General features: G+C 62.4%; 21 protein-coding genes and 1 tRNA gene. 4 read left to right on the top strand and 18 right to left on the bottom strand.

Annotation, left to right across the window (positions count from 1 at the left end; translation table 11 throughout):
• Positions 1 to 51: 51 nt before the first annotated feature.
• Complete coding sequence (locus EB812_RS06890; RefSeq protein WP_118228832.1) at positions 52 to 351, top strand: Arm DNA-binding domain-containing protein; 300 nt, start codon at positions 52 to 54, stop codon at positions 349 to 351.
• Here the strand turns inward: EB812_RS06890 and EB812_RS06895 are convergent.
• The 3 genes from EB812_RS06895 to EB812_RS06905 all read right to left on the bottom strand — a co-directional run bounded on the left by EB812_RS06895 (position 336) and on the right by EB812_RS06905 (position 2558).
• Entirely contained in the window at positions 336 to 680 is a 345-nt protein-coding gene (locus tag EB812_RS06895; protein ID WP_118228831.1) for a hypothetical protein, read from the bottom strand. The two genes, EB812_RS06890 and EB812_RS06895, sit on opposite strands and share 16 nt — an antisense overlap.
• A complete protein-coding gene (locus EB812_RS06900; RefSeq protein ID WP_130957961.1) occupies positions 677 to 1906 on the bottom strand; it encodes a tetratricopeptide repeat protein in 1230 nt (409 codons plus the stop codon). The genes EB812_RS06895 and EB812_RS06900 overlap by 4 nt, the downstream gene beginning before the upstream one ends.
• A gap of 64 nt (positions 1907 to 1970) precedes the next feature.
• A complete protein-coding gene (locus EB812_RS06905; protein WP_118228829.1) occupies positions 1971 to 2558 on the bottom strand; it encodes a hypothetical protein in 588 nt (195 codons plus the stop codon).
• A gap of 273 nt (positions 2559 to 2831) precedes the next feature.
• Between EB812_RS06905 and serS the strand changes: the two genes are divergently transcribed.
• Entirely contained in the window at positions 2832 to 4130 is a 1299-nt protein-coding gene (serS, locus tag EB812_RS06910; protein WP_118228828.1) for a serine--tRNA ligase, read from the top strand.
• A gap of 147 nt (positions 4131 to 4277) precedes the next feature.
• Positions 4278 to 4353 (top strand) — tRNA-Lys (locus EB812_RS06915).
• A gap of 317 nt (positions 4354 to 4670) precedes the next feature.
• On the opposite strand, the gene EB812_RS06920 is transcribed toward EB812_RS06915, so the two are convergent.
• From EB812_RS06920 to EB812_RS06960, 9 genes are all read right to left on the bottom strand, one after another.
• On the bottom strand, positions 4671 to 5357 hold the full coding sequence (locus tag EB812_RS06920; RefSeq protein ID WP_130957962.1) for an Mpv17/PMP22 family protein: 687 nt from the start codon (positions 5355 to 5357) through the stop codon (positions 4671 to 4673).
• Positions 5358 to 5567: 210 nt separating this feature from the next.
• Positions 5568 to 6086, bottom strand: coding sequence for a TonB C-terminal domain-containing protein (locus tag EB812_RS06925; RefSeq protein WP_165450911.1), 519 nt, complete (start codon positions 6084 to 6086; stop codon positions 5568 to 5570).
• Entirely contained in the window at positions 6083 to 6505 is a 423-nt protein-coding gene (locus EB812_RS06930; RefSeq protein WP_118228826.1) for an ExbD/TolR family protein, read from the bottom strand. Before EB812_RS06930 ends, EB812_RS06925 begins: the two co-directional genes overlap by 4 nt.
• Positions 6506 to 7234 (bottom strand): MotA/TolQ/ExbB proton channel family protein, encoded by a 729-nt coding sequence (locus tag EB812_RS06935; RefSeq protein WP_118228825.1) that lies wholly within the window; start codon positions 7232 to 7234, stop codon positions 6506 to 6508.
• Positions 7231 to 9078, bottom strand: a complete 1848-nt coding sequence (locus EB812_RS06940) for a CobW family GTP-binding protein (RefSeq protein ID WP_165450912.1) — start codon at positions 9076 to 9078, stop codon at positions 7231 to 7233. Before EB812_RS06940 ends, EB812_RS06935 begins: the two co-directional genes overlap by 4 nt.
• A gap of 90 nt (positions 9079 to 9168) precedes the next feature.
• Positions 9169 to 10317: an MBL fold metallo-hydrolase gene (locus EB812_RS06945; protein WP_118228823.1), complete on the bottom strand. Its 1149-nt coding sequence runs from the start codon at positions 10315 to 10317 to the stop codon at positions 9169 to 9171.
• Between the two features lie 9 nt (positions 10318 to 10326).
• Positions 10327 to 11730 (bottom strand): hypothetical protein, encoded by a 1404-nt coding sequence (locus tag EB812_RS06950; protein ID WP_118228822.1) that lies wholly within the window; start codon positions 11728 to 11730, stop codon positions 10327 to 10329.
• Positions 11723 to 12004, bottom strand: coding sequence for an apoptosis regulator Bcl-2 (locus EB812_RS06955; protein WP_118228821.1), 282 nt, complete (start codon positions 12002 to 12004; stop codon positions 11723 to 11725). The genes EB812_RS06950 and EB812_RS06955 overlap by 8 nt, the downstream gene beginning before the upstream one ends.
• Positions 12001 to 12645, bottom strand: a complete 645-nt coding sequence (locus EB812_RS06960) for a FadR/GntR family transcriptional regulator (RefSeq protein WP_118228820.1) — start codon at positions 12643 to 12645, stop codon at positions 12001 to 12003. The genes EB812_RS06955 and EB812_RS06960 overlap by 4 nt, the downstream gene beginning before the upstream one ends.
• 331 nt (positions 12646 to 12976) lie before the next feature.
• Here EB812_RS06960 and EB812_RS06965 point away from each other — a divergent pair, with 331 nt between their 5' ends.
• Positions 12977 to 14155 carry a hypothetical protein gene (locus EB812_RS06965; protein WP_118228819.1) on the top strand — a complete coding sequence of 393 codons (1179 nt, stop codon included), beginning with the start codon at positions 12977 to 12979 and terminating at the stop codon, positions 14153 to 14155.
• A 19-nt stretch (positions 14156 to 14174) separates the two neighbouring features.
• On the opposite strand, the gene EB812_RS06970 is transcribed toward EB812_RS06965, so the two are convergent.
• The 6 genes from EB812_RS06970 to EB812_RS06995 form a co-directional block, all read right to left on the bottom strand.
• Positions 14175 to 14384: a tautomerase family protein gene (locus EB812_RS06970; RefSeq protein ID WP_118228818.1), complete on the bottom strand. Its 210-nt coding sequence runs from the start codon at positions 14382 to 14384 to the stop codon at positions 14175 to 14177.
• A 48-nt stretch (positions 14385 to 14432) separates the two neighbouring features.
• A complete protein-coding gene (locus EB812_RS06975) occupies positions 14433 to 16985 on the bottom strand; it encodes a PEP/pyruvate-binding domain-containing protein (RefSeq protein WP_118228817.1) in 2553 nt (850 codons plus the stop codon).
• Positions 16985 to 17368 carry a response regulator gene (locus EB812_RS06980; protein ID WP_118228816.1) on the bottom strand — a complete coding sequence of 128 codons (384 nt, stop codon included), beginning with the start codon at positions 17366 to 17368 and terminating at the stop codon, positions 16985 to 16987. The genes EB812_RS06975 and EB812_RS06980 overlap by 1 nt, the downstream gene beginning before the upstream one ends.
• A gap of 67 nt (positions 17369 to 17435) precedes the next feature.
• Complete coding sequence (locus EB812_RS06985) at positions 17436 to 19163, bottom strand: sensor histidine kinase (RefSeq protein ID WP_118228815.1); 1728 nt, start codon at positions 19161 to 19163, stop codon at positions 17436 to 17438.
• Positions 19163 to 21799 carry a PEP/pyruvate-binding domain-containing protein gene (locus tag EB812_RS06990; RefSeq protein WP_118228814.1) on the bottom strand — a complete coding sequence of 879 codons (2637 nt, stop codon included), beginning with the start codon at positions 21797 to 21799 and terminating at the stop codon, positions 19163 to 19165. Before EB812_RS06990 ends, EB812_RS06985 begins: the two co-directional genes overlap by 1 nt.
• Before the next feature lie 390 nt (positions 21800 to 22189).
• On the bottom strand, positions 22190 to 23656 hold the full coding sequence (locus tag EB812_RS06995; RefSeq protein WP_130957963.1) for a FliI/YscN family ATPase: 1467 nt from the start codon (positions 23654 to 23656) through the stop codon (positions 22190 to 22192).
• Between the last annotated feature and the right edge of the window lies 1 nt (position 23657).

Genomic DNA, 23657 nt, shown 5'->3' on the forward strand with positions numbered 1-23657 from the left:
TGTGGGGCAACTTTAAGGTCAACATCAAGTCACCCTGGAGATATTGCCCCCATGCCCCTCACCGATACCGCAATCCGCGCCATAAAACCGACCTCTAAGACCGCCAAATACTTTGACTGCGGAGGGCGGTACCTTGAGGTGGTCCCCAGCGGGGGCAAGTGGTGGCGGCTCAAATATCGCTTTCAGAGCAAGGAAAAAAGAATCTCCCTGGGAACCTACCCAACCATTGGGCTTAAGGAAGCCAGAGAGCGCAGGGAAGATACAAAAAAAATCCTAGCCCATGGCATTGACAGAGGTGGTCCGGCCGTCCAGCGGAGAACGCTGCAGCCCGCGGCTCAGAACCCCGAATAGTCCAGCACATTGTTGAGAGGGGCGCTGTGGCTGTGGATTGCCCCGCCCTCAAATGTATGCCGGGTCAGACGCCAGGCGTCCAGGTCCAGCACATCCAGCTTGCCGCACTGCTGCGGACGCAGGCGGGCGCGTATGGCCACCAGTACTTCGTCCACGGGGAAGTAACAGCCTTCAAAGGAAATACGGGCCATATCGCCGTCCAGTTCCAGCACGGGCACGTCGTCTGTAGTGGGCATGGCCCCGGCGCAGGCCGCAGTCAGAGCCGCGTACTCTTCCGCATCAACAGGATAGATATGGCCGTAGACCTTGAGAAGGATATCCTGATTCATGGCTTGTCCGGAAGGGGTGCGGCCCCGTTGGTTGTGGAGGGGGGCGTTGTTGGTGCGGCTGGCGCCGCGGCGTCATCCTGCGCAGCCGGATCCGGCGGCTGTATCGGCTGACGGGCCGCGACTCCCTCGCCAGCGGCAGCGTCCCCATCGACTCCTGTCCTCGGCATGGCGCTTGCGGCCAGGCATTGGCCCTGCGTCCGGGCCGCGGCCAGCCCTCGGCAGTCGCCCAAGGCGCAGGCCGCCAGAAAATCCGCGCACATGCCTGCCGGATCGCGTCGCAACTGGCGCACTGCGCCGCGAGCTTGCAGGCGCTGAGCCCGCTCACGCCCCTGTGGGGCACGCCCGTGCCAGTCCGCGAGCGAAGCGCTTAAATCGTCCTCGGCCAGGGCCAGTTGCTGCAAGCGCCAATGGGCCAGAGCACGCACATAGCGGGCGCGGTTCAACTCCGGAGCCAGACGCAGAGCTGCGGTACAGGCTGTAATGCTCTGTTGCGGCAAATCGTGCTGCAAGCGGGCCTCAGCCAGCAAAAGCAGGATTGCGGCGCTCCGGGGCAATGCCGCAGCCGTACGTTCCAGATTCTGCAGGGCATCGGGCCGCGCGTACCAGTCTTCCGCACCCGGCTGCAGGGCCGACAAAGCTATGAAGACAGCTTCCAGTTGTTCGGTAAGGCGGTCTTTTATCTCCAGATCGGCGTCCGTCTGGGGCGACGCGGACGTGTCGGTGGGGGGAGACGCCGACGCCCGATACCAAGCCCCGCCCCTGGCGGCCGGATCCGGTGCACGCACGGCGGCGAGCAGATCCGCACCGTCCCGGAGCAAGCGTTGGCAGAGATCCAGAAACTCCGGACGACGCAGCATTGCGGCAATACGTGCATTTTCATCCGGACGGGGGGCAAGAGTCACTTCCACCCTTCCCGCTCCGGCCGGACGCAGCACTGGCGTATACAGCCCTACGGCCAAGGCGGCCCGTTCGTCTGCCGCAGGCAGGCCCAGGGCAACGTCGCTCCGTTGCCCCAGCCGAACCGCGGCGCGGTTCAGAGCCTCCAGATAGGCCGCAACTTCCGCGCAAGCCCGGTTCAGGCGGGGGTTAGCGCGGGGGTTAAGACCGGGACCGGCAGGGCAGGCCGCCGTTGTTGTCACCGCCTGCGGCGGAATAGGGTCCGGCGCAGCTGCAACGTCAGGCACGGCGCCCAACAGCAGGCCGCCGGCCACAAGGACCGGCGGCACTGCGGCCAGCCCTCTCGCAAGCGAGGGGAGCAAGCCAAAAACACGGTGCGGGGCTCGCAAAGAATTATTTTTTGGTCTCAATGGTCTGCACTATTTTTCGGGCCATAGGCTTGACCAGATCGCGCAGGGTTTCCAGCATAAGGTTGTCTGCGGCGCTGCCCGAAGGCAGGCCCGTACGCGACTGAGAAGCGTTGAGAGACTCGCGTACAAGGCGGGCCTGACGGTTGGCCAGCACATAATTAACTCGCAGAGAGGTATTCATGTCCGTGCTGGAAGTTTCGGCAATCCAGGCCTCGTCCACCTGACCGGTGACCAGGTAATCGGGGTTGCCTTTACGGGCTTCGGTCACGCTCCCCGAATAGGAGATCTGCAGACCATTGCGGGCCAATTCGTCAGCCAGAGCCTTGCTGATCCACTGCGGCACGTTGTCGCCGGTCACAAAGGCGCTTTTGTCGCGCCGCTGGCCCAAGGTAGTCTGGTCCATACGCTTGTCTTCAAACATGACCACGGTCACACGCGGCGCGTTGGGCGTAGGCAGCACAGAACCGTCCAAAGGCGGCGGTGAAAGCAGCCGGACAGTGTTGCTGGGACCGCAGGCCGTGAGCAACAAGGCCAGCAGGGAACAAGACAGGGCAAAACGAAAAAGTTTCATGACGGCCTCGCGAATTTATAGAGATTCTCCAGATTACTCCGCTCTCTATATACGGAAATTGTGTTTCTGGCAAGGCTGACTGCCGGCACGGTCCCCCGCCCCTGCTCTTCGTCTTGCAGGCGGCGGCAGGCCGTGCTACAGCCTTGCGGTGCAGTGCGGCGCGCCCGCCATTGCGCCATGGCGTCTGCCGTCGGCGTTGCGGAAGGCATTCCCGCAAAATGGAAACGCGGGGCCGTGCGACAGAATTTTTTTCAGCCTGCGAGAGGAGCGGTTATGTTGGATCTCAAACTGCTGCAACGCCAGCCCGACTTGCTGGCCAAGGCCCTTGCCGACCGGCATTCCGGGCTGGATATCCAGGAATTTCTGGCTCTGGACGCCCGGCGGCGCAACCTGCTGACCCAGGTGGAAGGTCTAAAGCAGCAGCGCAACGCGGCCTCGGCCAAGGTGGCCGAACTGAAGCGCAAGGGCGAAGACGCGACAGATATTCTGGCCCAATCAGCCGCCCTGGCCGAGCACATCAAGGAACTGGACGCCGCAACCGCCCAGGCCAAAGCCGAGGTGGAAACCTGGCTTATGCGCGTACCCAACCTGCCGGACACCTCCGTGCCCGTGGGCAAGGACGAAACGGAAAACGTGGAGGTTGCCCGCTGGGGCACCCCGCCGGCCTTTGATTTCACGCCCCGTGAGCACGGCGAGCTGGGCGCGGCCCTGGATGGCCTTGACTTTGAACGCGCCGCCCGCCTGACGGGCAGTCGGTTTGTGGTCCTGCGCGGCTGGGCCGCCCGCCTGGAACGGGCGCTGGTCAACTTTTTTCTGGATCAGCACACTAAGAATGAGGGCTATATAGAAGTCTGCCCGCCCTATATGGTCAACCGCGCCACCATGACAGGCACGGGCCAGTTGCCCAAGTTTGAAGAAGATCTTTTTAAGCTGCGGGAATGGGACTATTACCTCATCCCCACCGCCGAAGTGCCGCTGACCAACCTGCACGCCGGCGAAGTGCTGGACGAAGCCGAGCTGCCGCGCGCCTATTGTGCGGCCACACCCTGTTTCCGCTCTGAAGCGGGCAGCGCGGGCAAGGATACGCGCGGCATCATCCGCATGCACCAATTCACCAAGGTGGAAATGGTGCGCTTTGCCCATCCGGAGGACAGCTTTAACCAGCTGGAAACCATGCGCGGCCACGCCTGCCGTCTGCTGGAACTGCTGGAACTGCCCTACCGCGTCATTACCCTCTGCACCGGGGACATGGGCTTCAGCGCCGCCAAGACCTATGACGTGGAAGTCTGGCTGCCCACGCAAAACACCTACCGCGAGATATCTTCCTGCTCCAACTGCACGGATTTTCAGGCCCGCCGAGCCAATATCCGCTTCAAGCCCAAGGGCGGCAAGGCGGCTTACCTGCACACACTCAACGGCTCCGGCCTGCCTACGGGCCGCACCATGGCCGCCCTGCTGGAAAACTGCCAGCAAAAGGACGGCAGCGTGCGCCTGCCCAAGGCTCTGGTTCCTTATATGGATGGTCAGGAATGTATTGAACCCGCCGGAGACAGCGCCCAGGGCAAAAAATAGCCGCGACCAGGCTGTTCCGCCCATAAAGACGCGGACTGCAATCAGGCTGCCCGACCTTCTGCCACGCGAATATGGAATACGCACTGAACTTCTTGTAAAAATTCCTTGACAGCCGCAAGAGCCATGGATATATTGCGCTTCTCAAACGGGTCGTTAACTCAGTAGGTAGAGTATCTGCCTTTTAAGCAGAGAGTCGCAGGTTCGATCCCCGCACGACCCACCAAATTTACTTCTCATAAAGCCCCGCAAAGCCTTAAAAGCCTTGCGGGGCTTAGCTTTTCTGCTATTTCGACTTCTCACTAGTTCGGGTCTACACCAAAGACGGGGGCAAGCGCCACTTTCGCCTTGAACGCCGGGGCATGATTTTTTCTCTTGGGCATGGTTGATCTCCTCACTTCGGTCAGTAGCTATCATACCTGTCCGAATTTTGGGATCCGCCACTCCCCGCCTCATGCCGCTCCTGTCCCCAAAACTCCAGCGGCAACACAACGGCAGGCCGGCACTTTGCCGAAACGCAGCCAGCCGCAGCCGCGCAGAACGTCAGGCTGTTTTTTGAGCCCGCAGACCAGCAAAAGCCAGGATGACGCCCAGAGCCACGCCCAGTAAAGCGGCAAAAAGCACCTGAAAATGCGCGGGCAGCATAAATGTGATGGTGTGCGCGGGTATCCAGAACAGGGGCACGGTCTTTTTGAGCACAAAACCCCACATGCTGTTCCAGTCCACGGCGCGCAGCAAGGCCGCCACGTCCGGCTTGCGGACGAGGCTCAAAAGGCTGCCGCCGTTCTGGGTGATGTGAATATCCGTGAGCTTGTGGCTGATCATCAGCAGTGGCGCGAACAGGATGTTCAGGCAGACGCTGATGCCGAAGGCCACCAGCAGTTTGGCCCCAAAGCCCGTGGCCCCGGCCGTGAGCAGGCCCATTTCCATGAGCAGCTTGGGAGTGCCGCCGCCGAAAATGGTAAAGGCGACCTTGCAGCCMATGCCCAGAAAGCCCCAAACCACGGCCTTGGGCAGCACGCCGAATCCCGGCCGGTTGTATTGCCCTGTGGTGATGCGCAAGGCAATGCACTCGCCCAAGGTGGCCAGCACGGCAAATTTGATAAAGCTCATGCCAAAAGGACAGGCCGCCGTCAGGGCGATAAAGCCGTCCATGGCCCCGGGAATGGCCAGCATACCCAGGATAACCGCCACCCCGATGCCGCACAAAATCTTGTCCGTCAGCCGCATACATCCCTCCCTTTATGTACTTGTCCCCTGCCGCGCGCGGGCTATCCGACGCAGCGCCGGGTTTGGGGAGGATAACGGCATACTTGTTTAAGGTAAACCGTTTTTCACGGAATTAGGACGCTGCGGCGCGGCAAAGGCGGACCTGCACGTTCAGGGCGGTATGGTTTATGCTGCGGATTCAGATACAGCCGGGCATCTCGCAAACGCCCCTCAGCGCAGCCCGTATTGATATTTGACGTGCAGGACCACAGGGATATCCCCCTCACCGAGGATGGGAGGCCGCTTCACCGTACCGCTGGCGGCAAGAATGGCCCTGCGGGCCGCCGTATCCAGTATTTCTGATCCGGATGTCTGCCGCAGCGCAGGTGTGCTGAAGCTGCCGTCCGGGCGCACGGAAAAGGCAAATACGGCCACACCAATCAACCCCTGATCGCCCCCGTCCAGCCTGTGTGCGTGTACGGCGGCGTCAATATCTTCCAGATAGGCAAAAAAAGCCTGCCGCCTTTTGTCCGCCGTGTCGGCCCGTTCCGGAGGCGGCGGGGCCGACTCCATACTGATGCCCCCGCCCCCGCCCATGACGGCGACATCCGTACCTATGGCATCTATGCGAACCTCCACAGCGCCAGCGGACGGCTCCGCCCCGTGCCCGGCGGCCAGAAGGTGCAGGGCCCCCCAGTGGGCCATGCAGGAAAAGGCCAGTGCGGCGCAAAAGCGTTCGCCGCTGGTCATGGCCGTTCCGGCCGCTCCTTTCCGGATGTGGCTATAAGCAGTTTTTCCCCACCCTGCATCCGTACTTCATCCACCAAAAAAATCAGTCCTTCCACGGGCGCCTGGGGTTCGGCCACCAGCACCAGCCGACCGGGCCGACTGCGGAATCCGCGCACGATTTCGTGCAGCCTGTCCCGAACCTCTGGGCGCGGCAGGGGCTGCCCTTCGCAGAAAATGCCGCCGTCCGCCGCCAGGCGCAGCTCCACCACCCTGCCGGACAGGGCTTTGCTGCTGCGGGCCGGGGGCAGATCCACCTCCAGCCCCCGCACGGCAAAGGCCGCCGCCAGCACAAAAAAGATGAGCAGGATGAACAGCATGTCTATAAGCGGAATCAGGTCATACTCATAGGAAGGTTCCAGGCGTTTGGAAAGACGCAGCATTCAACGCCTCCCCCCGCCGGAAACGGGGGCGCCCCGGCGGTGGCCGTCCCCGGTCGCAACGGCAGAAGGTACGTGGCCGGGCAGGTCGGAATCCGGAACATCTGAGCCGCCGGCAAGGCCGTCAGCCAGGCCATGAGCCGGGCCGTTGTTCACATCCCGCAGCAGAGCGGCATTGCCCGCCGCGTCCAGCATGGCGGCTACGTTCTTGAGCCGCCCATGAAAAAAGGCCAGGGAAAACTGAACAAAAATGGCGATGCTCAGGCCAGACGCCGTGTTCAGCAAAGCCTGCCAAATGCCGTCGGCCAGCATAGACAAATCCACGCCGCCGGCGGCGTGCGCAAGACGGGAAAAAATGGTAATCATACCACTGACTGTCCCCAGCAGGCCCATGAGGGGCGCCAGGCGGGCAATGGCTGCCAAGAGCCCCAGACGACGTTCCAATTGCTCCAGAATCTGTTCCCCGGCCAGCCTCAGGGCGGCGTCGCGCTGCAGGCACGCACCAGCCAGCAGCGCGGCAAATGGCCGCAGCAAAGGCACGCCCCCCATGCGCGCCGCCACAACGCCGAGATCGCCGGAGCCGGAAGCCTTCAGCATTTCCCGCCGCAAGGCGTCGTCCGGCAAGGGACAGGCGGCGTAGAGCAAAAAACGCTCCACAATGACGGCCAGCGCCAGGATGGAAACCACAAGCAGGGGCCACATCATCCAGCCCCCCAGAGTCATGATGTTCATTGTGGCCTCCTTGCGGCTTCCGTCTGTGCGCACTGTTCCTCGCGCACGCTCCCCAGCGCCGGATCAAGAGCAACGCCGATAAAGACCAGATAGCGTTCGGGCGCGTCATCGGGCGCAATTTCAAACTCCAGGCGTCCGGCAGCGTACTGCACCACGGCCGGGCGCGTGCCGCCGTCACCGCGCAGGTCCACAATCCCCTTGGCACGCCACAGACCAGACCCGGCCGCAGTCAGTAGAAGCCGCAGTTCCGTTTCGCTGACCGGTCCGGTCATGAGGCGGCAGCATGTGGTTATGCCTTCATCCATATGCCTGGCCACAGGCGCGGCACGCATCGGCCCCAACTGCGGGACGCGTGAAGGCGGACGACCCTGCGCATCCAGCCATGCGGCGTACAGAGCGTCCAGCCTGGCAAAGACAATATTGCCCTCCACGGCAGGCAAAATGACGGCCCGAGGATTGTGACGGCGCAGGTCGGCCAGTACGGTCGCAAGCCTTTCCTCCGATACGGCGTCGGCCTTGTTGGCAATGATAATGTCGGCCTGTGCAGCCTGGGCCAGACGGACGCCGTCCACCTGACTGTCCCAGGCCAGCGCATCGGCCACGGTAATCACCAGTCCGGGACGGACCAGATCGTCCAGCTCCGCAAGAGATGCCAACACATTGGCCGGGTTGGCCACGCCTGTGGTTTCCAGAATGATCTGCTCTGCCGGGGCCGCGTCCAGCAGACGTTGCAGGCCAGGGCGCAGGCTGTCCGCCAGAGTGCAGCATACACAGCCCGCGTCCAGCGCCTCCACGTGGGTTTCGCCCCTGGTCAGGGCCGCATCCAGGCCAATGCTGCCCAGCTCGTTCTGGATGACGGCGGCGAACTGTTCACGCCCGTTCAGATAATCAAGCCAGCGCCGCAAAAATGTGGTTTTGCCTGCGCCAAGAAAGCCGGTGAGCACATGCATAACCGGCAGGGCGCTTTCCTCTTCGCCCCGCGGCCGGTGCCGTCCGGGCAAACGGGAAAGCGCCCTGCCCTTTTCCGGCAGACTGGTCACCAGCTTTTCTTCACTTTTTTCGGCTTTGGCCGCCGACAAGGATATGTCCGACGCACCAAGGGCTGCACGCAGCGTAAGCCAGACTTCTTCCGCTGCAGAGGAGCCTGGTGCGGCAACACGGCAGCCCGCTGCGGGGGCAGCATGCCGCGCAACGCCGATCCGCAGCCGGGGCTCATCACCCAATAACACGCCAGCTGTGGACGCCAAAGCCGCAAAAGGACGCAGCAGCAGCCGAAAGGCGGGCACATCGTATTCCAGGCCGCCGGGGGGGACAATCCAGGCTGTTGTTCTTTTTGTGCCCGCGGGCGCGGCCACGCCTTCTGCAGATACACGCCGACAACGGGCCGGCGCGGCAAGCGTCAGGGCCAGACCGCTCCCGTCCAGAGCGGCAGTAAGGCCCACATGGCCCAGAAGAAAGGCGTCCAGGGCAGGCGCGTGCACAGAAAGTTCACGCACGGCATCTTCATAGTCAGGCCCCAGGGCCAGGGTCAAAGCCCGAAGCGGGAAAACATCCAGGAGGGGATCTTCGGCCTTTGGAAAAACATAAGCCGCAAATTCGCCGTGAAGGGCCTCGCCGTTGCTGTGTTCCTCACAAAACACAAGGCCATAGACATGCGGCGTGCCCGCCACACGACAAGTCCAGGCGGGCATCCCTCCGGCCGAGGCGCGCACGCCGCGCCAGCCAACGGCTCTGGCCCGACGACGCTCCAGGTGCACGCCGGTCAGCAGACAATTCATGATGGTGGGGCTTTCCGGACCGTTTTCGGGGGTGAGCGGTCGGGGCAGCAAGGCGGCAAGATGCATGGCAAAACTCCCTTGGGCTGCAGGGGGCTGCGGCATACAGGCAAGTCCGGGGCGCAGCGGATATCCCCGCGCCCCGGACTTGCTGTCTGTTTAGGTAGGGAACTTGATCACGTCGCCGTTGCCGAGATAGTTGGTGGTCTTGGAACGGAATCGGGCCGTGCCCTTGACCACGGGATAGCCCGCATCCACGAATTTCTGCGCCGTGATGAGGCCCGTGCAGTGGTTGCAGCCCACCTTTTGCAGTTCCCACTTTTTGAGGCCGATGACCAGATCGTCGTACTTGGGATCCCAGTCATCAAAGGGCGAGATATGCAGGCCGCCATAAAGCCCGTAGAACTGATCCTTCTCATAGGCTATGGTCTTGTAGGCCGTGTCGGCAAACAGGATGATGCCCTGATGGCAGCAGCCTGTAATGCTGACCAGACCCACGTCCTTCACATTGCAGTACATGGACATTTCCCCAAACACCTTAAAGATGATGGGGCAGTCAAAATCGTACAGAGCTACGCCTTCCTGAAGTTTGAACAGACCCTTGGGCACTTCGGTCCACTTGCCCCGGTGCCCGCAATCTTTGAGATACTGCTTGCCGTTGGGGTAAAAGGTGTTGGGCGTATAAATATGGATATTTGGATTGTATTTGGTAACGGCGGGCAGGCCAAAATAGTGGTCCATGTGTTCATGGGTCTGGATCATGGCCGCAATTTCGTTATTGGCCAGCATGGTGTCGATACCTTCCCGCTTGTAGCAGGTATCCATCCACTGATAATTCCAGCCCGTATCAAACAGGTATTTTGTTACCTTGCCCTCCATGTCTTCAATTTCCACCAGGCAGGAAAACCCGCCGGCATTGTCGGCGTGCACGCTGTTTTCCTTGGCAATGTCCCAGGCTTCGTCAAGTTTGTGGGGCAAGAGGTGTCTGATCTTTTTCATGCCTTCCTCATAACTGCCCTTGCCTATGCCCTTGCCGTTGCCAAAGGGGGCCCAGTTGAAAGTGTACTGGTCCACCAGCAGGCCGCCAGCCCCTGTGACGTCCTGCATAAAGATGCCGTTGTCGAACCAGCTTGTTTCCGAAATATTGGTTACTTTCACGGATTTGCACAGGCCGATTTCGGTCTGGCCGCGCTTGACGTCCTTGAGAAAGGCCCGGCGCATGGGCGAATAGGAATATACGCCCATAGCGCCTATGGCGCCTACGCCCACACCCAATGCCGCGCCTTTGATGAATTCACGTCTGTTCATGGAATCCCCCTATTGCACCAGGGTAAAGTGAGCGCTGCACCAGGGCAACACAGCCACAATGGCAAAATAGACCAGAACGCCGACAACAATGCCCACCAGCAAGCCGGGCGCCATTGCCGGGCTCCAGGCATTTCTGGCAATAAAGGCCTGCTCTTCGGCGTGGACTTCATCAGTGCTGCGGATTTCACGCTTCCAGCCCGGCCAGCCGTCCATGAACCACCAGTTGATCAACCAGATGTCTATCAGCCAGATTGTGGGGATCATGGGAAATTGCTGCGGGTGGGAGAAGCCCTTCTGGGTGCCGAGCACAAAGTGGGCATACTTGTAGTACAGGCAGTAGAGGGCAATGCCGCCCAGGGCCACCAGAACCGTGCGGACAAGCATATTGACGGGTGTGCTGAACTTATGGGGCCAGTTGCCGCAATAAAACTGCACAAACAAAGCCGGCACCAGAAAGAAAATGGCCGTTTCGCCCACATGCAGCCAGCGCCAGTCCGGAGCGGCGTCGCGCCGGTGCCCGCGGATGGCGTCGCCCCACACCAGCTCCTGCATATACCAGAAGAAGAAGCACAGGGCCACAGAGATGGCGATAATGCCGAAAAAGAGCGCGCAACGCCGCAGCCACGGCGTTTTGATGAGGCAGAAAGGGTAACGCTCCCAAATGCCTTCCATAAACCAGACCACCACCGTGCAGCACATGATCCAGGCCACATGGAAGTTGGCCGAAACCGTATGCGCGAAATTTTCCCAGTACGGCGGAGTGATGGCTGTGAAATACTGCCAGGGGTAATACAGAATGCCCATGTGGTTGTGCATGGTCATAAAATAGATGATCAGGCTGAGGCAAAAGGTGCCGAGCCAAATGCTGAAGCCTTTGACCGGCTGGCGTTCGTTCTGCCACGGGTGGCCTTCCAGCGCCACGATCCAGGCCGGGCTGATCCACGAGGCAATGACCGCGAACATCATGCAGGCCTGGGCCGCGTACTCCGTGGAGTAAAATTCAGTCAGGCCCGGCAGCTTCTGTAACTGGTGCGGATTAAAGTACGCAAAGGCAAAATTGCCCAGAATACCTTCAAAAAAGCCGTGGATCATCATAATCATGATGCCGACGGAAACCAGCGAAAGCACCAGCCCTTTCTGTAAGGGATGCGCATTACGGACCCATTCCCGTTTGAACGGCCAGAAATCAAAGATGTAGGCCATCCAGATCAGGATGATCAGCCACCAGCGGCAATAGTTGTACCCCACATAGGGCGTGTAAAAACGCATGATGCCGCGCGGGTCCTGAAAAATCCACCAGGTAACGGCAAAAATGGAAAGTGTCACCACCATGTTGGCCAGTACCGGCCAAGGCCCCTGCCACCGCTTAACAAGTTTACGCTCTTCAAGATAAGGGATGTTAAGATCAGCCATTGCAGCCTCCTTGGGCTTGCGGGGTTTCCGTTGCCGCGGGCGCGCGCGTTCCGGCGCGCAAGGCTCGCGCAACGGCGTAAACCAATGCCTCTTTGCTCATACGGTCCACGGGCAGCCCCAGACGCAGCCCTTCCAGGCGCAACAGCGCCGGCGTAAAGTCCGGGGGCAACTGCGGCGTCCCCTCGTCGCCCACAGCCCATGCCGCAGCGGCATCGTCGGCACTGACGGGGCAAGGCGGCCGCCAGTCCCCTCGTAAAAAAGCGCGCCGGTTCATCGGCTCTCCTCCCGATATTGCAAAAGACAGGAAACGTATGCCGTTACGGCGGCCACACTGGCCTGAGGGTCGGCGTGACGCAAACCATGCAGTGTGCGGGCCAGATGCTTGAAAAGCTCCTCCAGCCGGGCCTGGCTGCAACCTTCCAGCAGGCGGGTCAGGGTGCGTTCGTCGGGCAGGGTGCACGCTCCGGCCTGAGCCAGGCGGGCATTGGGTACGGCCTGCAGCAAGGTGGAAAAAAAATGCAGATGGTGCCGGGCCAGAAGCCGCATGTCCCCACTGTGCAGCGCCATGCCCACCGAAGGCAGCAGACGCTCAAGGGTCAGCATGACCGATGGCGCAAAAGAGCCGGCCACAGCCGACAACAAAGGGGGCATGACAACGCTCATGGCCTGCAGGCTGTCGTCCGGGCCGGAGGTCTGCGGGGCACAGGGCAAGGTCCGCACAAAGGTGCCGCTGTTGCGCCGGGTTTCCAGAATGCCCCGGCCTACCAGAGTACGCAGGGCCGTACGCAATGTAGCCCTGCTGATGCCCAGTTCCTCGGCCAGACGCCGTTCGGCGGGCAGGCGCTCAAACAACGTCCAGCGGCCCTGCAGCAGGGCCTGTTCCAGAATACTTTCCGCTGTTGCCGGCGTGTGCATGGCGGCCTCCAGGCAAAACGTCCGTGACGCTGTCTGCCTCCATATTGCTCCACGTGAAAAAATTGGCAACAATTCCTTAATTTATTATTAGCATTCTATAACCATGATAATTTAATTAAGAAAAAATATATTCTTGGTATGACCAAAACTTTATTTTTAGCATATTGTCCTGCTGTATGCTGCAGAATGCCCGCTGTTTTGCCCTGATTATCTCCGTAAAAAAAAATTGGTATGACCAATAATGAAAAAAAAGGCTTGCGCCGAACAAGGAATCCATTTTACTGGCTGGTCAGCGGCTTTCGCCGCAGCCCCGGCAAACAAGGAAGCAGTCATGCCGCGTTTTCACCAATGGCGCAAAGGCTTTCCCGGCCTGATGTGGAGCATCTGCCGGCGCGAGTCGCGCCTGAAACTTTTTACACAATGGAACGACGCCGGTTTTGACGCGCCGCAACTGCTCAAAAACGCCGCCTACCGCAAACAGATTGTTATGGAGCAGGACTATCCCCTGCTTATGGAATTTTGGGATATGATCCATGCGGCGCGACCGGCGGCAGCCATTTTCCGTCTTAAGACCGATGAGGGGCGCAGACCCCTGATGCTGCAAGGCTGGCCCGAACCAGAGCAGGATATTTACAGTGGCTTTTTAAAAGAAGCCTTTTTGCCCGGCGGCTACGAATCGGAGTGCTACAAGGCCCAACTGCGCATGCGGGTGGGCGATGCGGATTACCCTGTTTTCACGGTCGACAGTAAAAGCCGCCGGCTTGCCGACGCCAATGACGCGGCGCGGGCGCTGTTTATCGGCGAAGACCAGACCGGGCGACAACTGACCCTGGAGGATGTGGTGCCGGAAGAACAGCGCGCGCAGTTCTTCCGTGCGGCGGGCAAAGCGGTGGAGCACGACGCATGGGCCGGTAAGCTGCTGCTGGGCAATGGGGAGCGAGGGCTGTTTTCCGCCCATGCGCGACTGACCTTATGGGGCGGCCAGGACCTGCAGGTGGTACGGGCCGCGCTGATCAGCGTGGACCCCAGGCTGCAGCCCGTGGCGGACGACGGCCTGGCGGCCCTCCAACCGGGCGAATTGCGCCCGGCCCTGGAGGACCTGTACGCCACCTGCGGCCCGGAAGTGGACGGCCTTATGCTCTCACATATCCAGATGAACAGCGGACGGGTGGCCGTCTATGGGGTGGGAAAGGTCTTTGAAAGCCTGGAATGGGGCATGCAGCACGCCTATGAAGGCACCATTGCGCAGGATGTGGAACGCTTCGGCCTACATTCGCTCATGGTGGAAGACACGCTGGACAGCGTTAAATCCATTGACTGGGCTTTGTTCGCGCCGCAAGGCGTCCGTTCCTATTTCGCAAAACCGTTCTATTCGGAACACGGTCTGCGCGCCGTGCTGATCCTGACCAGCCGAAAAGCAAACGCCTTTGACGCCAGTGCGGAAACGGCCTATGCGGATGTGGTCAGGGCGTTCGGCGCGCTTGCCCGGCGCTGGCGGGAAAAGCCCTGAACCAGCCGCCGCCCGCGCATCAGCAGCGCTGCTGCCGCCGGCAGGCAACGGCAGCGCCGCCGATGCCCCAGTTTTCCATGGGCACCTCGTCAATGACCACCACAGTGGTGGCGGGGTTTTTGCCCAGCACGCGGACCAGCAGATCGGTCACGCCCTGAATGAGTTCCGCTTTCTGTTCCGTGGTGGGCGCTTCCGCGCCGCCCGTGACCTTGATGTTGACATAGGGCATAAGGCGTCTCCAAAGGACAGTTTTTCATCCGGGCTGTTGGGTGTGAGGTCAGCGACAGGGCAGCGGTCGGTCGGCCAGGCCGTCCATGTCCGCAGACAGCTTTTCCCTGAGGGCCGCGGCCCGGCCCGCGTCCAGCATGATCATGTCTACCTGCCGGGTGTGGATAAGCAGATAGCCCAAAAGGCGCGTCTTGCGCAGCACCGCTTCTGCCGCTTCGCCCTCGGCCACGGCAAAAAGCGAATCGTCCTTCACGTCCGCACGAAAGCCGCGCCCCTCCAGCAAATCCGCCAGCATGGCCGCGCGCAGCCGCCGCCGCTGGCTGTCCGCCGCCCCGCCCTTGAACTGGAAGCTGACAAAATTCTCATACCCATCCGGTCCGGCCTGACTTTCCACTGTGCAGAAATGGTAGCCGTACCGGGCCTGCAACAGCATATAGCCGCTGCCAATAATAAAAAAGTTGCGCTGCGACATGGCGTTGGGGGCCGTGCTTTCCAGGTCGGGATTCATGACGCTTTCCATCATGACGCTCATGAATCCCGAAGCGCTGGCGGCCGGCGGCCCGGCCCAGGGCACGGCGACCATGCCGTCCCAGAGGGCCAGCATGGGCAGGCTGGCGATCTGTTCAAGCTCCACTACCGGCCCGGTGACCGGCTCCGTAAAGCCGCCGCCCATGTCTACCAGCCAGTACTGCAGCTTGACCCCCACCCGCAGTTGCTTACCCATCTGGCCGGGCAGACCGGCATTGTCGCTAAACATGAGCTCCACAGATTTTTCGTGGCAGAAGCGCGTGATATCGTGCAGACTTCGGCAATACTCCGGCGCGAATTCCGGCGCTTCCGGGTCCAGCAGCCGCAGCGGCACCATCAGCCTGGCCAAAGCCGCCAGGCGCTGGTACACGGGGCTGCCCGCCATAAGGTTGGGTTTGGACGCCAGGGCGGGCACCAGCTGTGACTGCAGCCCGGCGAAAACCGCGTTGCGTCCGGCGTCCAGGGTCACTTCTCCGGCCTTTTCCAGCAGGCTGCAGGCCCCGGCAAGGCCGCACAGAGCGGGCACGCCATATTCCCGCGCCACCGAAGCCAGATGCCCGGCCATACCGCCGGTTTCACTGACAAGCCCGGCCGCGCGCGAAAGCAGGGGCGCCCAGCGCGGCAGGGCGCGTTCCACCACCAAGATGCCGCCCTTGGGAAAGGAGAGCATGTCCGCCTCTTTACGCGCAACCACGGCCTGGCCCAAGGCCACGCCGGGGCTCACGCCCACGCCGCCCCGCGCCAGGACCACAAGCCCTTCGGGCAGCGCCTCCTGAGCGGCGTCCGCCGCGGCCACGGCTTCCAGCCCGTGCAGGGGGCGGCTCTGCAGAACCGTCAAGCGGCCCGTGCGGGCATCAAGGGCCCACTCCACGTCCTGGGGTTCGGCATAATACTCTTCCAGCGCCAGGGCCATTTGGGCCAGCTCTGCGGCCTGGGCATCCGTAAGGCTGGACTTCCGGCCCGCCAGATCTTTGCGCAGCAGACGCGGCGGGTGCTCATGACTGAAAGCGAAGACGTCCGGCGTCACGGCCCCGTCCACCACGGCCTTGGCCAGGCCCGGCACGGCGTTGATCACCACGCGCTCCTCCCCTCTGGCGGCGGCCACAGGGTCGCGGCTGTAGACTACGCCGCCCGCGGCCGAAGGCACCATGGCCAGCACCCCCACACTCATGGGCGCGGCGTCGTCCGGAATGCCGTGCTGAAAACGGTAGCTCATGGCCGTGACGGCGTACTTGCTGGCCACAATCTCCTTCCAGACCTCGCAGACTTCTTCGGGCGGCACGTTCAGTTCTGAACGGTACTGTCCGGCAAAGGTCACGCCCAGGGCGTCTTCGCCCACGGCGCTGCTGCGCAGGGCCAGAAGCAGCTCCCCTTCTGTCCGCGCCTGTATGACCGCCACCTGTTCTGTCATGGCTTTTTCCAGTTCCGGAGGCAGGGGCGCGGCCAGCACGGCTTGTTGCAGCGCGGCGGAGAGGCTGAACACCGCGTCCAGACTTTGCATATCTGTAGCCTGGATGCGGCGGCTGAGCTCCTCGCGCAGGCCGCTGTATTCCATAAAGCGGTAATACGCCGCTACGGTAACGGCAAAGCCGTCGGGCGCCGGCAGGCCCGCATGGGCCGCCACTTCGCCCAGATTGGCCATTTTGCCGCCCACCTGCGGCATATCTTCCAGCCGGACCAACGGCAGGGGCAACACCAGCGGCCCCTCTGGGTGCGGCGGCTCCTCCAACAGGGCCTCCATCTGGGCGCGGATGCGCTCAAAGGCTTCCTGCAGAGGCAGGTAGGCATTGTCGGAAAGAGCGTTGAGCTCACGCACCATCTGGAACACCGCCGTGACGGCGCGGGTACAGACGGCCTGCACCGAGTCCATGCCAAAGGGGCGCGGACTAGCCAACCGCTCCTCCACTTCGCTCATGGCCTCAAGGGCGCTCTTGTTGGACGCAAGCAGCCGCCGGAAGCGCGCGCAGCGCTCTCTGAGGCGGGCTTTGAGCGCCTCCTCCCGGGCCTGGGCCTCCGGATCCGGCTCGGCAGAACCGCGGCCCAGCCAACGGCGCAGAGCATTGAGGACAGCCATCAGCTTGCAGCGGAGCGGACCGCTTCTTCCATCTTGATGATCAGCTCACTGATGGCCACGGGCTTGAGCATATAATCATACGCGCCCAGATCCAGCCCCTGTACGGCCACGCCCATGCAAGCGTGCCCCGTCAGCAGGATAACGGGCAGCCCGGGGGCTTTTTCCTTCACATGGCGCAGAGTTTCCAGCCCGTCCATGCCGGGCATGCGCACGTCCATGACCACCACCTGAAAGGCGGCGCCCCCCGGCTGAAGAGAGGCCTCCAAAAGGTCCAGGGCCGTTTTGCCGTCCGGGGCGGTGACTACCTCCATGCCGCGCCGGGTCAGGCGTTTGTGCATGAGATCCAGAAATTCCACTTCGTCGTCCACAAACAGTGCGCGCATGGGGCCTCCTTGCCACGTTTGCCGCTGTTGCCGTTTTTGTCGTCCGCCGTTTGGGGCGACCCCCCGCTTACAGCGTGCCCGCGTCTTCGTTTTCGTCCTGGACGGGAGCTTCCACCGCGGCCTGGGGCGGTTCCGCCGGCAGGGTGACGATAAAAGTGCTGCCCTCGCCGGGGGTGCTGCGCACCTCAATGCGCCCGCCCAGTTTTTCCAGAATGGTAAAGCAGATGGCCAGGCCCAGGCCCGTGCCCTCCCCCACCTTTTTGGTCGTAAAGAAGGGGTCAAAAATCTGTTTCATGGTAGTCTGATCCATGCCGGGGCCGGTATCTGTAAAGAGCACCTGTACCCCGTCCTTATGGGGCCGGGTGTGGATGGTCAGGCTGCCGTCCTTGCCCATAGCGTCAATGGCGTTGTCGATGATATTGATGCAGACCTGCTCCAGCTGGGCCGGATCGGAAAGAATGACCGGCGTCTGACTGTCGTATTCTTTGACAATGGCGATATTGCGGCCCGTGGCCTCGGTTTTGAGCATGTCCACGGCCTGGTCCAGCAAGGAGTTAATAAGGATTTCCGTCCGACCTGGGTTCATGCGGCGGCCGAAACCGAGCATGCGTTGGGTAATACCCTTGGCCCGCTTGACATGTTGCTCAATCTTTTCCGTACTCTCTGAAATTTCTTTGTAATTTTTCATTTTTGCCGGGTCTTCGTCCTCCAGCAGGTCGCGGATCCAACCGGCGTTTTCCTGAATAAGCATAAGGGGATTGTTGACCTCGTGGGCCACGCCGGCGGCCATCTTGCCCAGGGCCGCCATCTTGCTGGACTGGAGCATGCGCGCGTCTATGTGGGCCTGGCGGTGGTCTGCGGCCTCCAGCGAGGCCACCATCCGCCTGGTGCAGAGCTCCGCCCCCACGCAGACCAGCGCCCCGCCCAAAAGCATAAAGAAGGTGATGAGAGCCCGCAGCTGCCGCAAGGGGCGCAGGCTTTCACGCACGTCGTCCAGCACCACCAGCACCCAGGGCATGGATTCCAGGGGCATCATGGCGCTGAGCATTTCCTGTCCGTCCGGCGTGGTGATGCGGCTGGTGACCACGCCAGCCCGGCCCGTCGGCGGCAGGGGCTGGTCAAAGCGGCTCATGATGCCGCCGTGGTAGCGGGAGGCGGTCTGCAGTACGCCCTTGGAATTGACAATGAAAGCGTCACTGTGCGGGCCGGAGTAGACGCGGCGCAGCAGGGCGTCGATGGCGTCCATGTCGATGGTGGCCCGCAGAATGAAGCTCCGCCCGCCCACATGGCGCAGTACGGCCACAATAAAGTGCGGCACATGGCGGTAGCCCAGAAACACGTCGCTCACATACACGCCCTTGCGCAGCACCTCCCCAAACCAGTCGGCTTCCATATAATTGGCTGCGCGCAGGTCAAAGGGCCCCACATAGGCCACATGTCTGCCGTCCATGCCGATGATGCCCACATCCACAAAGGAGCGGCTGTTGGACTGCATGACGCTGAAAATGGCGCTCAGGCGCGCGGGGTCGCTCAGTTCTTCATAGCTGTGGGTGAAGGCCAGCGTTTTGATCTGGGCCACACGCTCCACCATGAAGGTGTCCAGGGCGCGGTGCTTGCTGCTGATGACAGCCTCAATGCCCGCGCTGATCTTTTCATCATAAATAGCCCCCAGGCGGTCCAGGCAAAACAGCCCCAGCGCCACCAGAGGCGTGAGGGCCATGAGCAGCAGGGTCGCCAACAGGCGGCGATAGATGACTTTGTACCCGCGCAGGGGCGCGGCGGCCACCACAGACATCAGTTTCCCTCCCCGCCGTCGGGCGCGGCGGTCACGGACGCGGCCTTTTGCGCTGCGTCCCTGGCCGGTGATCCGCTGAGCGGTTCGCCCCGGTACAAGGCCCGGCAGTGCTGCAGCATTTCTTCCCGCCGGACAGCCACCTGGGCCGCGTCCTGCATGATCATGTCCAGCTGGCGGGTGTGGATGGTCATATAGCCGGCCACGGCCAGCAGACGCGCGCCTTCCTCCGGTTCAAAGCCCTTGAGGGTGGCGCTCACGGCGTCGTTATGCAGGGCCGGAGCCAGGCCGAATTCCCAAAGGATATCGGCCACAAAACGCACTCGCAGCATACGACGCTCAATATCCGCAGCGCCGCCGCGCAACTGAAAATTCAGATAGTTTTCGGAAACGCGCTCGGAAAGCCGCGCCTCTACCGAAACAAAATGAAAGCCAAAGCGCGAGTGCAGGCTGCAATAATCGCGCGAAACCAAAAAATAGTTCTTTTCAGTGAAATACGCCGTTTGCGAGGCCGGGTCCAGATGCGGATTGGCCGTGGCCTCAAACAGTACGGACAAAAAGCCTTTGCCATCCACGGGCGGTGGCCCCTGCCAGGGCCAGGCGTTCATGCCGCGCCACAGGGCCAGCATGGGGCGCGAGGCGATGTCCTCCACGTCGATGACCGGCCCCGGCGGCGTCACGCGAAAGCCGTCGCTCAGGTTTACCACCCAGAACTGTTTGGGCACTTTGTCCCGAAGCTGCTTGACCCGCTGCGGCGCGTAGGCCTTGGCCGCGCCCAGGCTGAACATGGCGCTCACGGCCCGCTCATGGCAATAACGCCCGATATCGTGGTAGGTGGCGCAGTTGGCGGCTTTGAAGTCCACACTGTCCACCTCCAGAGTCAGGGGCAGAATATGGCGCGAGGCGTTCTGCAGAATGCGGTACACAGGGCTGCCGGGCATATAGTCCTTCCCCGCCGGGGTGTTGGGCAGCACGGCTTCGCGGCGGTCCATGTAGACCGTGCGCAGGTCCGCGCAAAGGGTCACGGGCTGGCCGTTCTCCACCACTTCCGTGGCCCAGGCCATGCCAAACACGGCGGGCTTGCCAAACTCCCGCGCCAGCGAGGCCAGGCGCGACCCCTGAAAACCGCGCTCCACCACCAGCCCGGCCACACGGTCAATAAGCGCGCCCCACATGTAGTTGTCGTCCGGCAGCACCAGGATGCCGCCCGTGGGGAAACGCCGGGCGTCGTCCCAGCGACGCGCCACCCAGGCCGGGCCCCAGGTTCTGCCTGGATTGACCGTAAAGCCCCCTTCCAGCAATATGGCGTCGTCCAGCTCCGGCGGGGGCGCGGCTTCCTCCGGCAGCGCGGCCGGAGGGCGGACCATGGGACGGGTCATGAGCAGCCGCGCCTGCCCCGCTGGCGTGCGCACCCAGGTGACGGCCTGGGGCGCGCCCTCGGCTTCTTCCACCTCCAGGGCCAGACGGGCCGCCTGCAGCGCCGTGGCCTCGTCCAGCACAGGGCGCAACACCCGGTGCGGATGACGCTCCACCACGCGCTGCGGCGCGGCACGGGTTACCTGCGCCGTATCCACGGGCAAGGCAGAATATTCCAGATCCTGTGGCAGGCCCTCACAGGCGTAGACGTGGACGTAAGGGCTCTCCGGGCGCAAAGGCGCGGCGGACTGCACCAGCCCCCCCCAGCAGCCTGCCTCCACCGCCAGGCAGGTGACGCACAGCCCTGCCCCGCCCTCCGTAAGCCCGCGCGCCCGACGGTAGACCAGGGCCTGAGCGCGCTGTTTGCCGGCCAGAGTTTTGTGCACAGCCTCCAGAATGGCCGCGTCCGGCGCGTCCAGGGGCACGGGCGGTCCCCAGAGCACCATGCCGCAGCCTTCTTCCGTGGGGGCTTCGGGCGGCCAGACCCGGCCACGCAGCAACAGCCGCATGGACGCGGGATCGCAGCCCTGGCGCAGCCGCGCCACTTCCGTCAGAATCGCGTCGCTCAGTTCCTCCGGCAAGGGGGTGGCCTCCACCAACTGGCCCAGCTGGCGGGAAAGTTTGGCCAGATGCATGGGGGCAAGCCCCCCGGCAGCCTGGATGCGCCGGTTGATTTCGCTCTGCAGGTCGCCGTGCTGGAAAAAATGCCGACAGCCTGCGCCGGTGAGGACAAAGCCCTGCGGCACAGCCTCAGGAAAGCGCCCGCGCAAGGCCTCCAGCCGCAGTGTGGCCGGATCCACCTGGGCCTCGTGCAACGCCCCCTGCCCCTGGCCCAGGGGCAGGGTCAAGGGCCCCAGCAAACAGGATTCCGGCTCGTAGACCTCACAGGCCACCAGCTTCTGCAACTGGTCAAAGCGCTCGTACAGCGCGGCGCAGGGGCCTGGGTCCAGCCGCTCCAGCTGCTGGATGCACTGAAAGACCTGGGTGGCCACCTTGGTGCACAGGGCGCGCACCCGGTAGAGGCCAAAAGGATGGTCGCAACAAAGGGTATATTCCACATCGGCCATTGTTTCCTGAAAGGTATTCCAGGCCGTAAGGAAAAGTTTGAAGGAATGGTGTCGCAAGGCAAAAAGCCGCTCGGCCTCGTCGGGCGAACGGACTTCGGACCGCTCCTGGCGTTTGGCGGAAGGCAGAAAAAAGCCCAGCAAACGGCTGAGGGACATGGCGGCTCCCCTGGCGCAGATGTGCCCGAATTGGTCCCGGACACGGCGTGCCGGGCCGGGTACGTCTTTGACGCTAGCACAGGCCGCCACGGCCTTCAAGCGCATGTGCCGAAAAGCGCAAGTTTTTTCGTCGCAGCCCCTTGGGGCCGTGCAGAGCCGCGACGCTTTGCGGGGAAGAACCCGTTTGAAAAAGGGGCTGCCGCGCCTCCTCCCCTGAAACTTTTATTCTTTGGATCAGGCTGCAACAGCAAACCGATGGCTGTAACAAAATTCTTTAATTATATAGTTTACCATATATTATCTGTACATAAAATTCAGTTAATTTATAAAAATTATTTACTATGTTCAGTAAACCCCACTCCGGCGCTGCACCGGACAGCCCTGTTGCGCTTACGCCTCCGCAACAGGCACAGGGGAGGCAGGCATATCGGCCAGAGCGCGCAGCAGGGCCATGCTCTGTTCCAGATTCTGAGGGTCGCCCACGTCTTGCTGAAGAAAGGCGTTGATGGCGGGCATCTTGACTATGGCGGCATCGATTTCCGGGTTGGAGCCCTTGGCGTAAGCGCCGATATTGACCATATCCTCCACCCGGCGGAAGGTGCTCATATGGCGGGTAACCACACGGCCCGCCTGCACGTCCTGCCGCTGACAAATGTCCGAACGCAGACGGCTGATGGAGCGCAGCACGTCGATGGCGGGAAAGTGCCCCTGGTCGGCCAGGTCGCGGGTGAGCACAATATGGCCGTCCAGGATGGAACGCACGGCGTCGGCAATGGGTTCGGTAAAGTCGTCGCCGTCCACCAGCACGGTATAGATGCCGGTAATGGTGCCCGAAGCCGAACGCCCGGCCCGCTCCAGCAGCTTGGGCAGCTGGGCGAAAACCGAGGGGGTGTAGCCTTTGGTGGTGGGGGGTTCGCCCACGGCCAGTCCCACTTCGCGGGCGGCCATGGCGAAGCGGGTGACGGAATCCATCATCAGGAGCACGTCCATGCCCTTGTCGCGAAAGTATTCCGCCACGGCGGTGGCCGCATAGGCCGCGCGCATGCGCACCAGAGGAGACTGGTCGGAGGTGGCGATGACCAGCACGGACCGGGCCATGCCCGCGGGGCCCAGGTCGCGCTCCATAAACTCCACCACTTCGCGGCCGCGTTCGCCGATAAGGGCAATGACGTTAACGTCCGCGCGGGTGTAACGGGCCATCATGCCCATGAGGGTGGATTTGCCCACGCCGGACCCGGCCATGATGCCCACGCGCTGGCCCTTGCCCAAGGTGAGCAGGCTGTTCACCGAACGTACGCCCACGTCCAGAATGTCCGTGATGCGGGGGCGCTGCAGGGGGCTCGGCGGGTCGGTATAGATGGGGGCCAGCTCCGGCTGCCAGTTTTGGCGGGCCTCCGCCGCCCATGTGGGCGCAAACGGCCGCTGTTCTTCCATCTGGCGGGAGAAATCGGCCCGCGCGGCCTCCCCTACGGGCAGGGGCGAGGTGTATATTTCCGCGCTCACGGGCGGCCCGGCGTCCAGGGGCGTGCCAAAGGCGTCAAAAGCCCGGCCCAGCAAATCCGGCCCTACGGGAAAGACCGGAGGAAGGCTGGTGTTGCGGATGCGGCTGCCGGGGCGGATACCGCGCATGTCCCCATAGGGCATGAATAGCAGATTGCCGTCGCGAAAGCCCACCACCTCGGCCGCAATGCCGCTTTCTTCCCCGTCGTCAGGCAACATGTGGCAGACCGCGCCCAAGGGGGCGCGCAAGCCGCTGCCCTCGGCCACCAGGCCCACCACCTTGTTGACCTTGCCGTAAAGGCGCACGGGGTCGCCGGCGCGCAGCAGTTTGGCGCAGGCTTGCGGGTCCAGCTTCATG

The sequence above is a fragment of the Desulfovibrio legallii genome, assembly GCF_004309735.1.
Classification (GTDB): Bacteria; Desulfobacterota; Desulfovibrionia; order Desulfovibrionales; family Desulfovibrionaceae; genus Desulfovibrio; species Desulfovibrio legallii.

Bases quoted from the DNA above. Each gene is read 5' to 3' on its own strand.
- EB812_RS06890 (WP_118228832.1), top strand. From the start codon at position 52: ATGCCCCTCACCGATACCGCAATCCGCGCCATAAAACCGACCTCTAAG.
- EB812_RS06895 (WP_118228831.1), bottom strand. From the start codon at position 680: ATGAATCAGGATATCCTTCTCAAGGTCTACGGCCATATCTATCCTGTT.
- EB812_RS06905 (WP_118228829.1), bottom strand. From the start codon at position 2,558: ATGAAACTTTTTCGTTTTGCCCTGTCTTGTTCCCTGCTGGCCTTGTTG.
- serS (WP_118228828.1), top strand. From the start codon at position 2,832: ATGTTGGATCTCAAACTGCTGCAACGCCAGCCCGACTTGCTGGCCAAG.
- EB812_RS06925 (WP_165450911.1), bottom strand. From the start codon at position 6,086: ATGACCAGCGGCGAACGCTTTTGCGCCGCACTGGCCTTTTCCTGCATG.
- EB812_RS06930 (WP_118228826.1), bottom strand. From the start codon at position 6,505: ATGCTGCGTCTTTCCAAACGCCTGGAACCTTCCTATGAGTATGACCTG.
- EB812_RS06935 (WP_118228825.1), bottom strand. From the start codon at position 7,234: ATGAACATCATGACTCTGGGGGGCTGGATGATGTGGCCCCTGCTTGTG.
- EB812_RS06940 (WP_165450912.1), bottom strand. From the start codon at position 9,078: ATGCATCTTGCCGCCTTGCTGCCCCGACCGCTCACCCCCGAAAACGGT.
- EB812_RS06945 (WP_118228823.1), bottom strand. From the start codon at position 10,317: ATGAACAGACGTGAATTCATCAAAGGCGCGGCATTGGGTGTGGGCGTA.
- EB812_RS06950 (WP_118228822.1), bottom strand. From the start codon at position 11,730: ATGGCTGATCTTAACATCCCTTATCTTGAAGAGCGTAAACTTGTTAAG.
- EB812_RS06955 (WP_118228821.1), bottom strand. From the start codon at position 12,004: ATGAACCGGCGCGCTTTTTTACGAGGGGACTGGCGGCCGCCTTGCCCC.
- EB812_RS06960 (WP_118228820.1), bottom strand. From the start codon at position 12,645: ATGCACACGCCGGCAACAGCGGAAAGTATTCTGGAACAGGCCCTGCTG.
- EB812_RS06965 (WP_118228819.1), top strand. From the start codon at position 12,977: ATGCCGCGTTTTCACCAATGGCGCAAAGGCTTTCCCGGCCTGATGTGG.
- EB812_RS06970 (WP_118228818.1), bottom strand. From the start codon at position 14,384: ATGCCCTATGTCAACATCAAGGTCACGGGCGGCGCGGAAGCGCCCACC.
- EB812_RS06975 (WP_118228817.1), bottom strand. From the start codon at position 16,985: ATGGCTGTCCTCAATGCTCTGCGCCGTTGGCTGGGCCGCGGTTCTGCC.
- EB812_RS06980 (WP_118228816.1), bottom strand. From the start codon at position 17,368: ATGCGCGCACTGTTTGTGGACGACGAAGTGGAATTTCTGGATCTCATG.
- EB812_RS06985 (WP_118228815.1), bottom strand. From the start codon at position 19,163: ATGTCTGTGGTGGCCGCCGCGCCCCTGCGCGGGTACAAAGTCATCTAT.
- EB812_RS06990 (WP_118228814.1), bottom strand. From the start codon at position 21,799: ATGTCCCTCAGCCGTTTGCTGGGCTTTTTTCTGCCTTCCGCCAAACGC.
- EB812_RS06995 (WP_130957963.1), bottom strand. From the start codon at position 23,656: ATGAAGCTGGACCCGCAAGCCTGCGCCAAACTGCTGCGCGCCGGCGAC.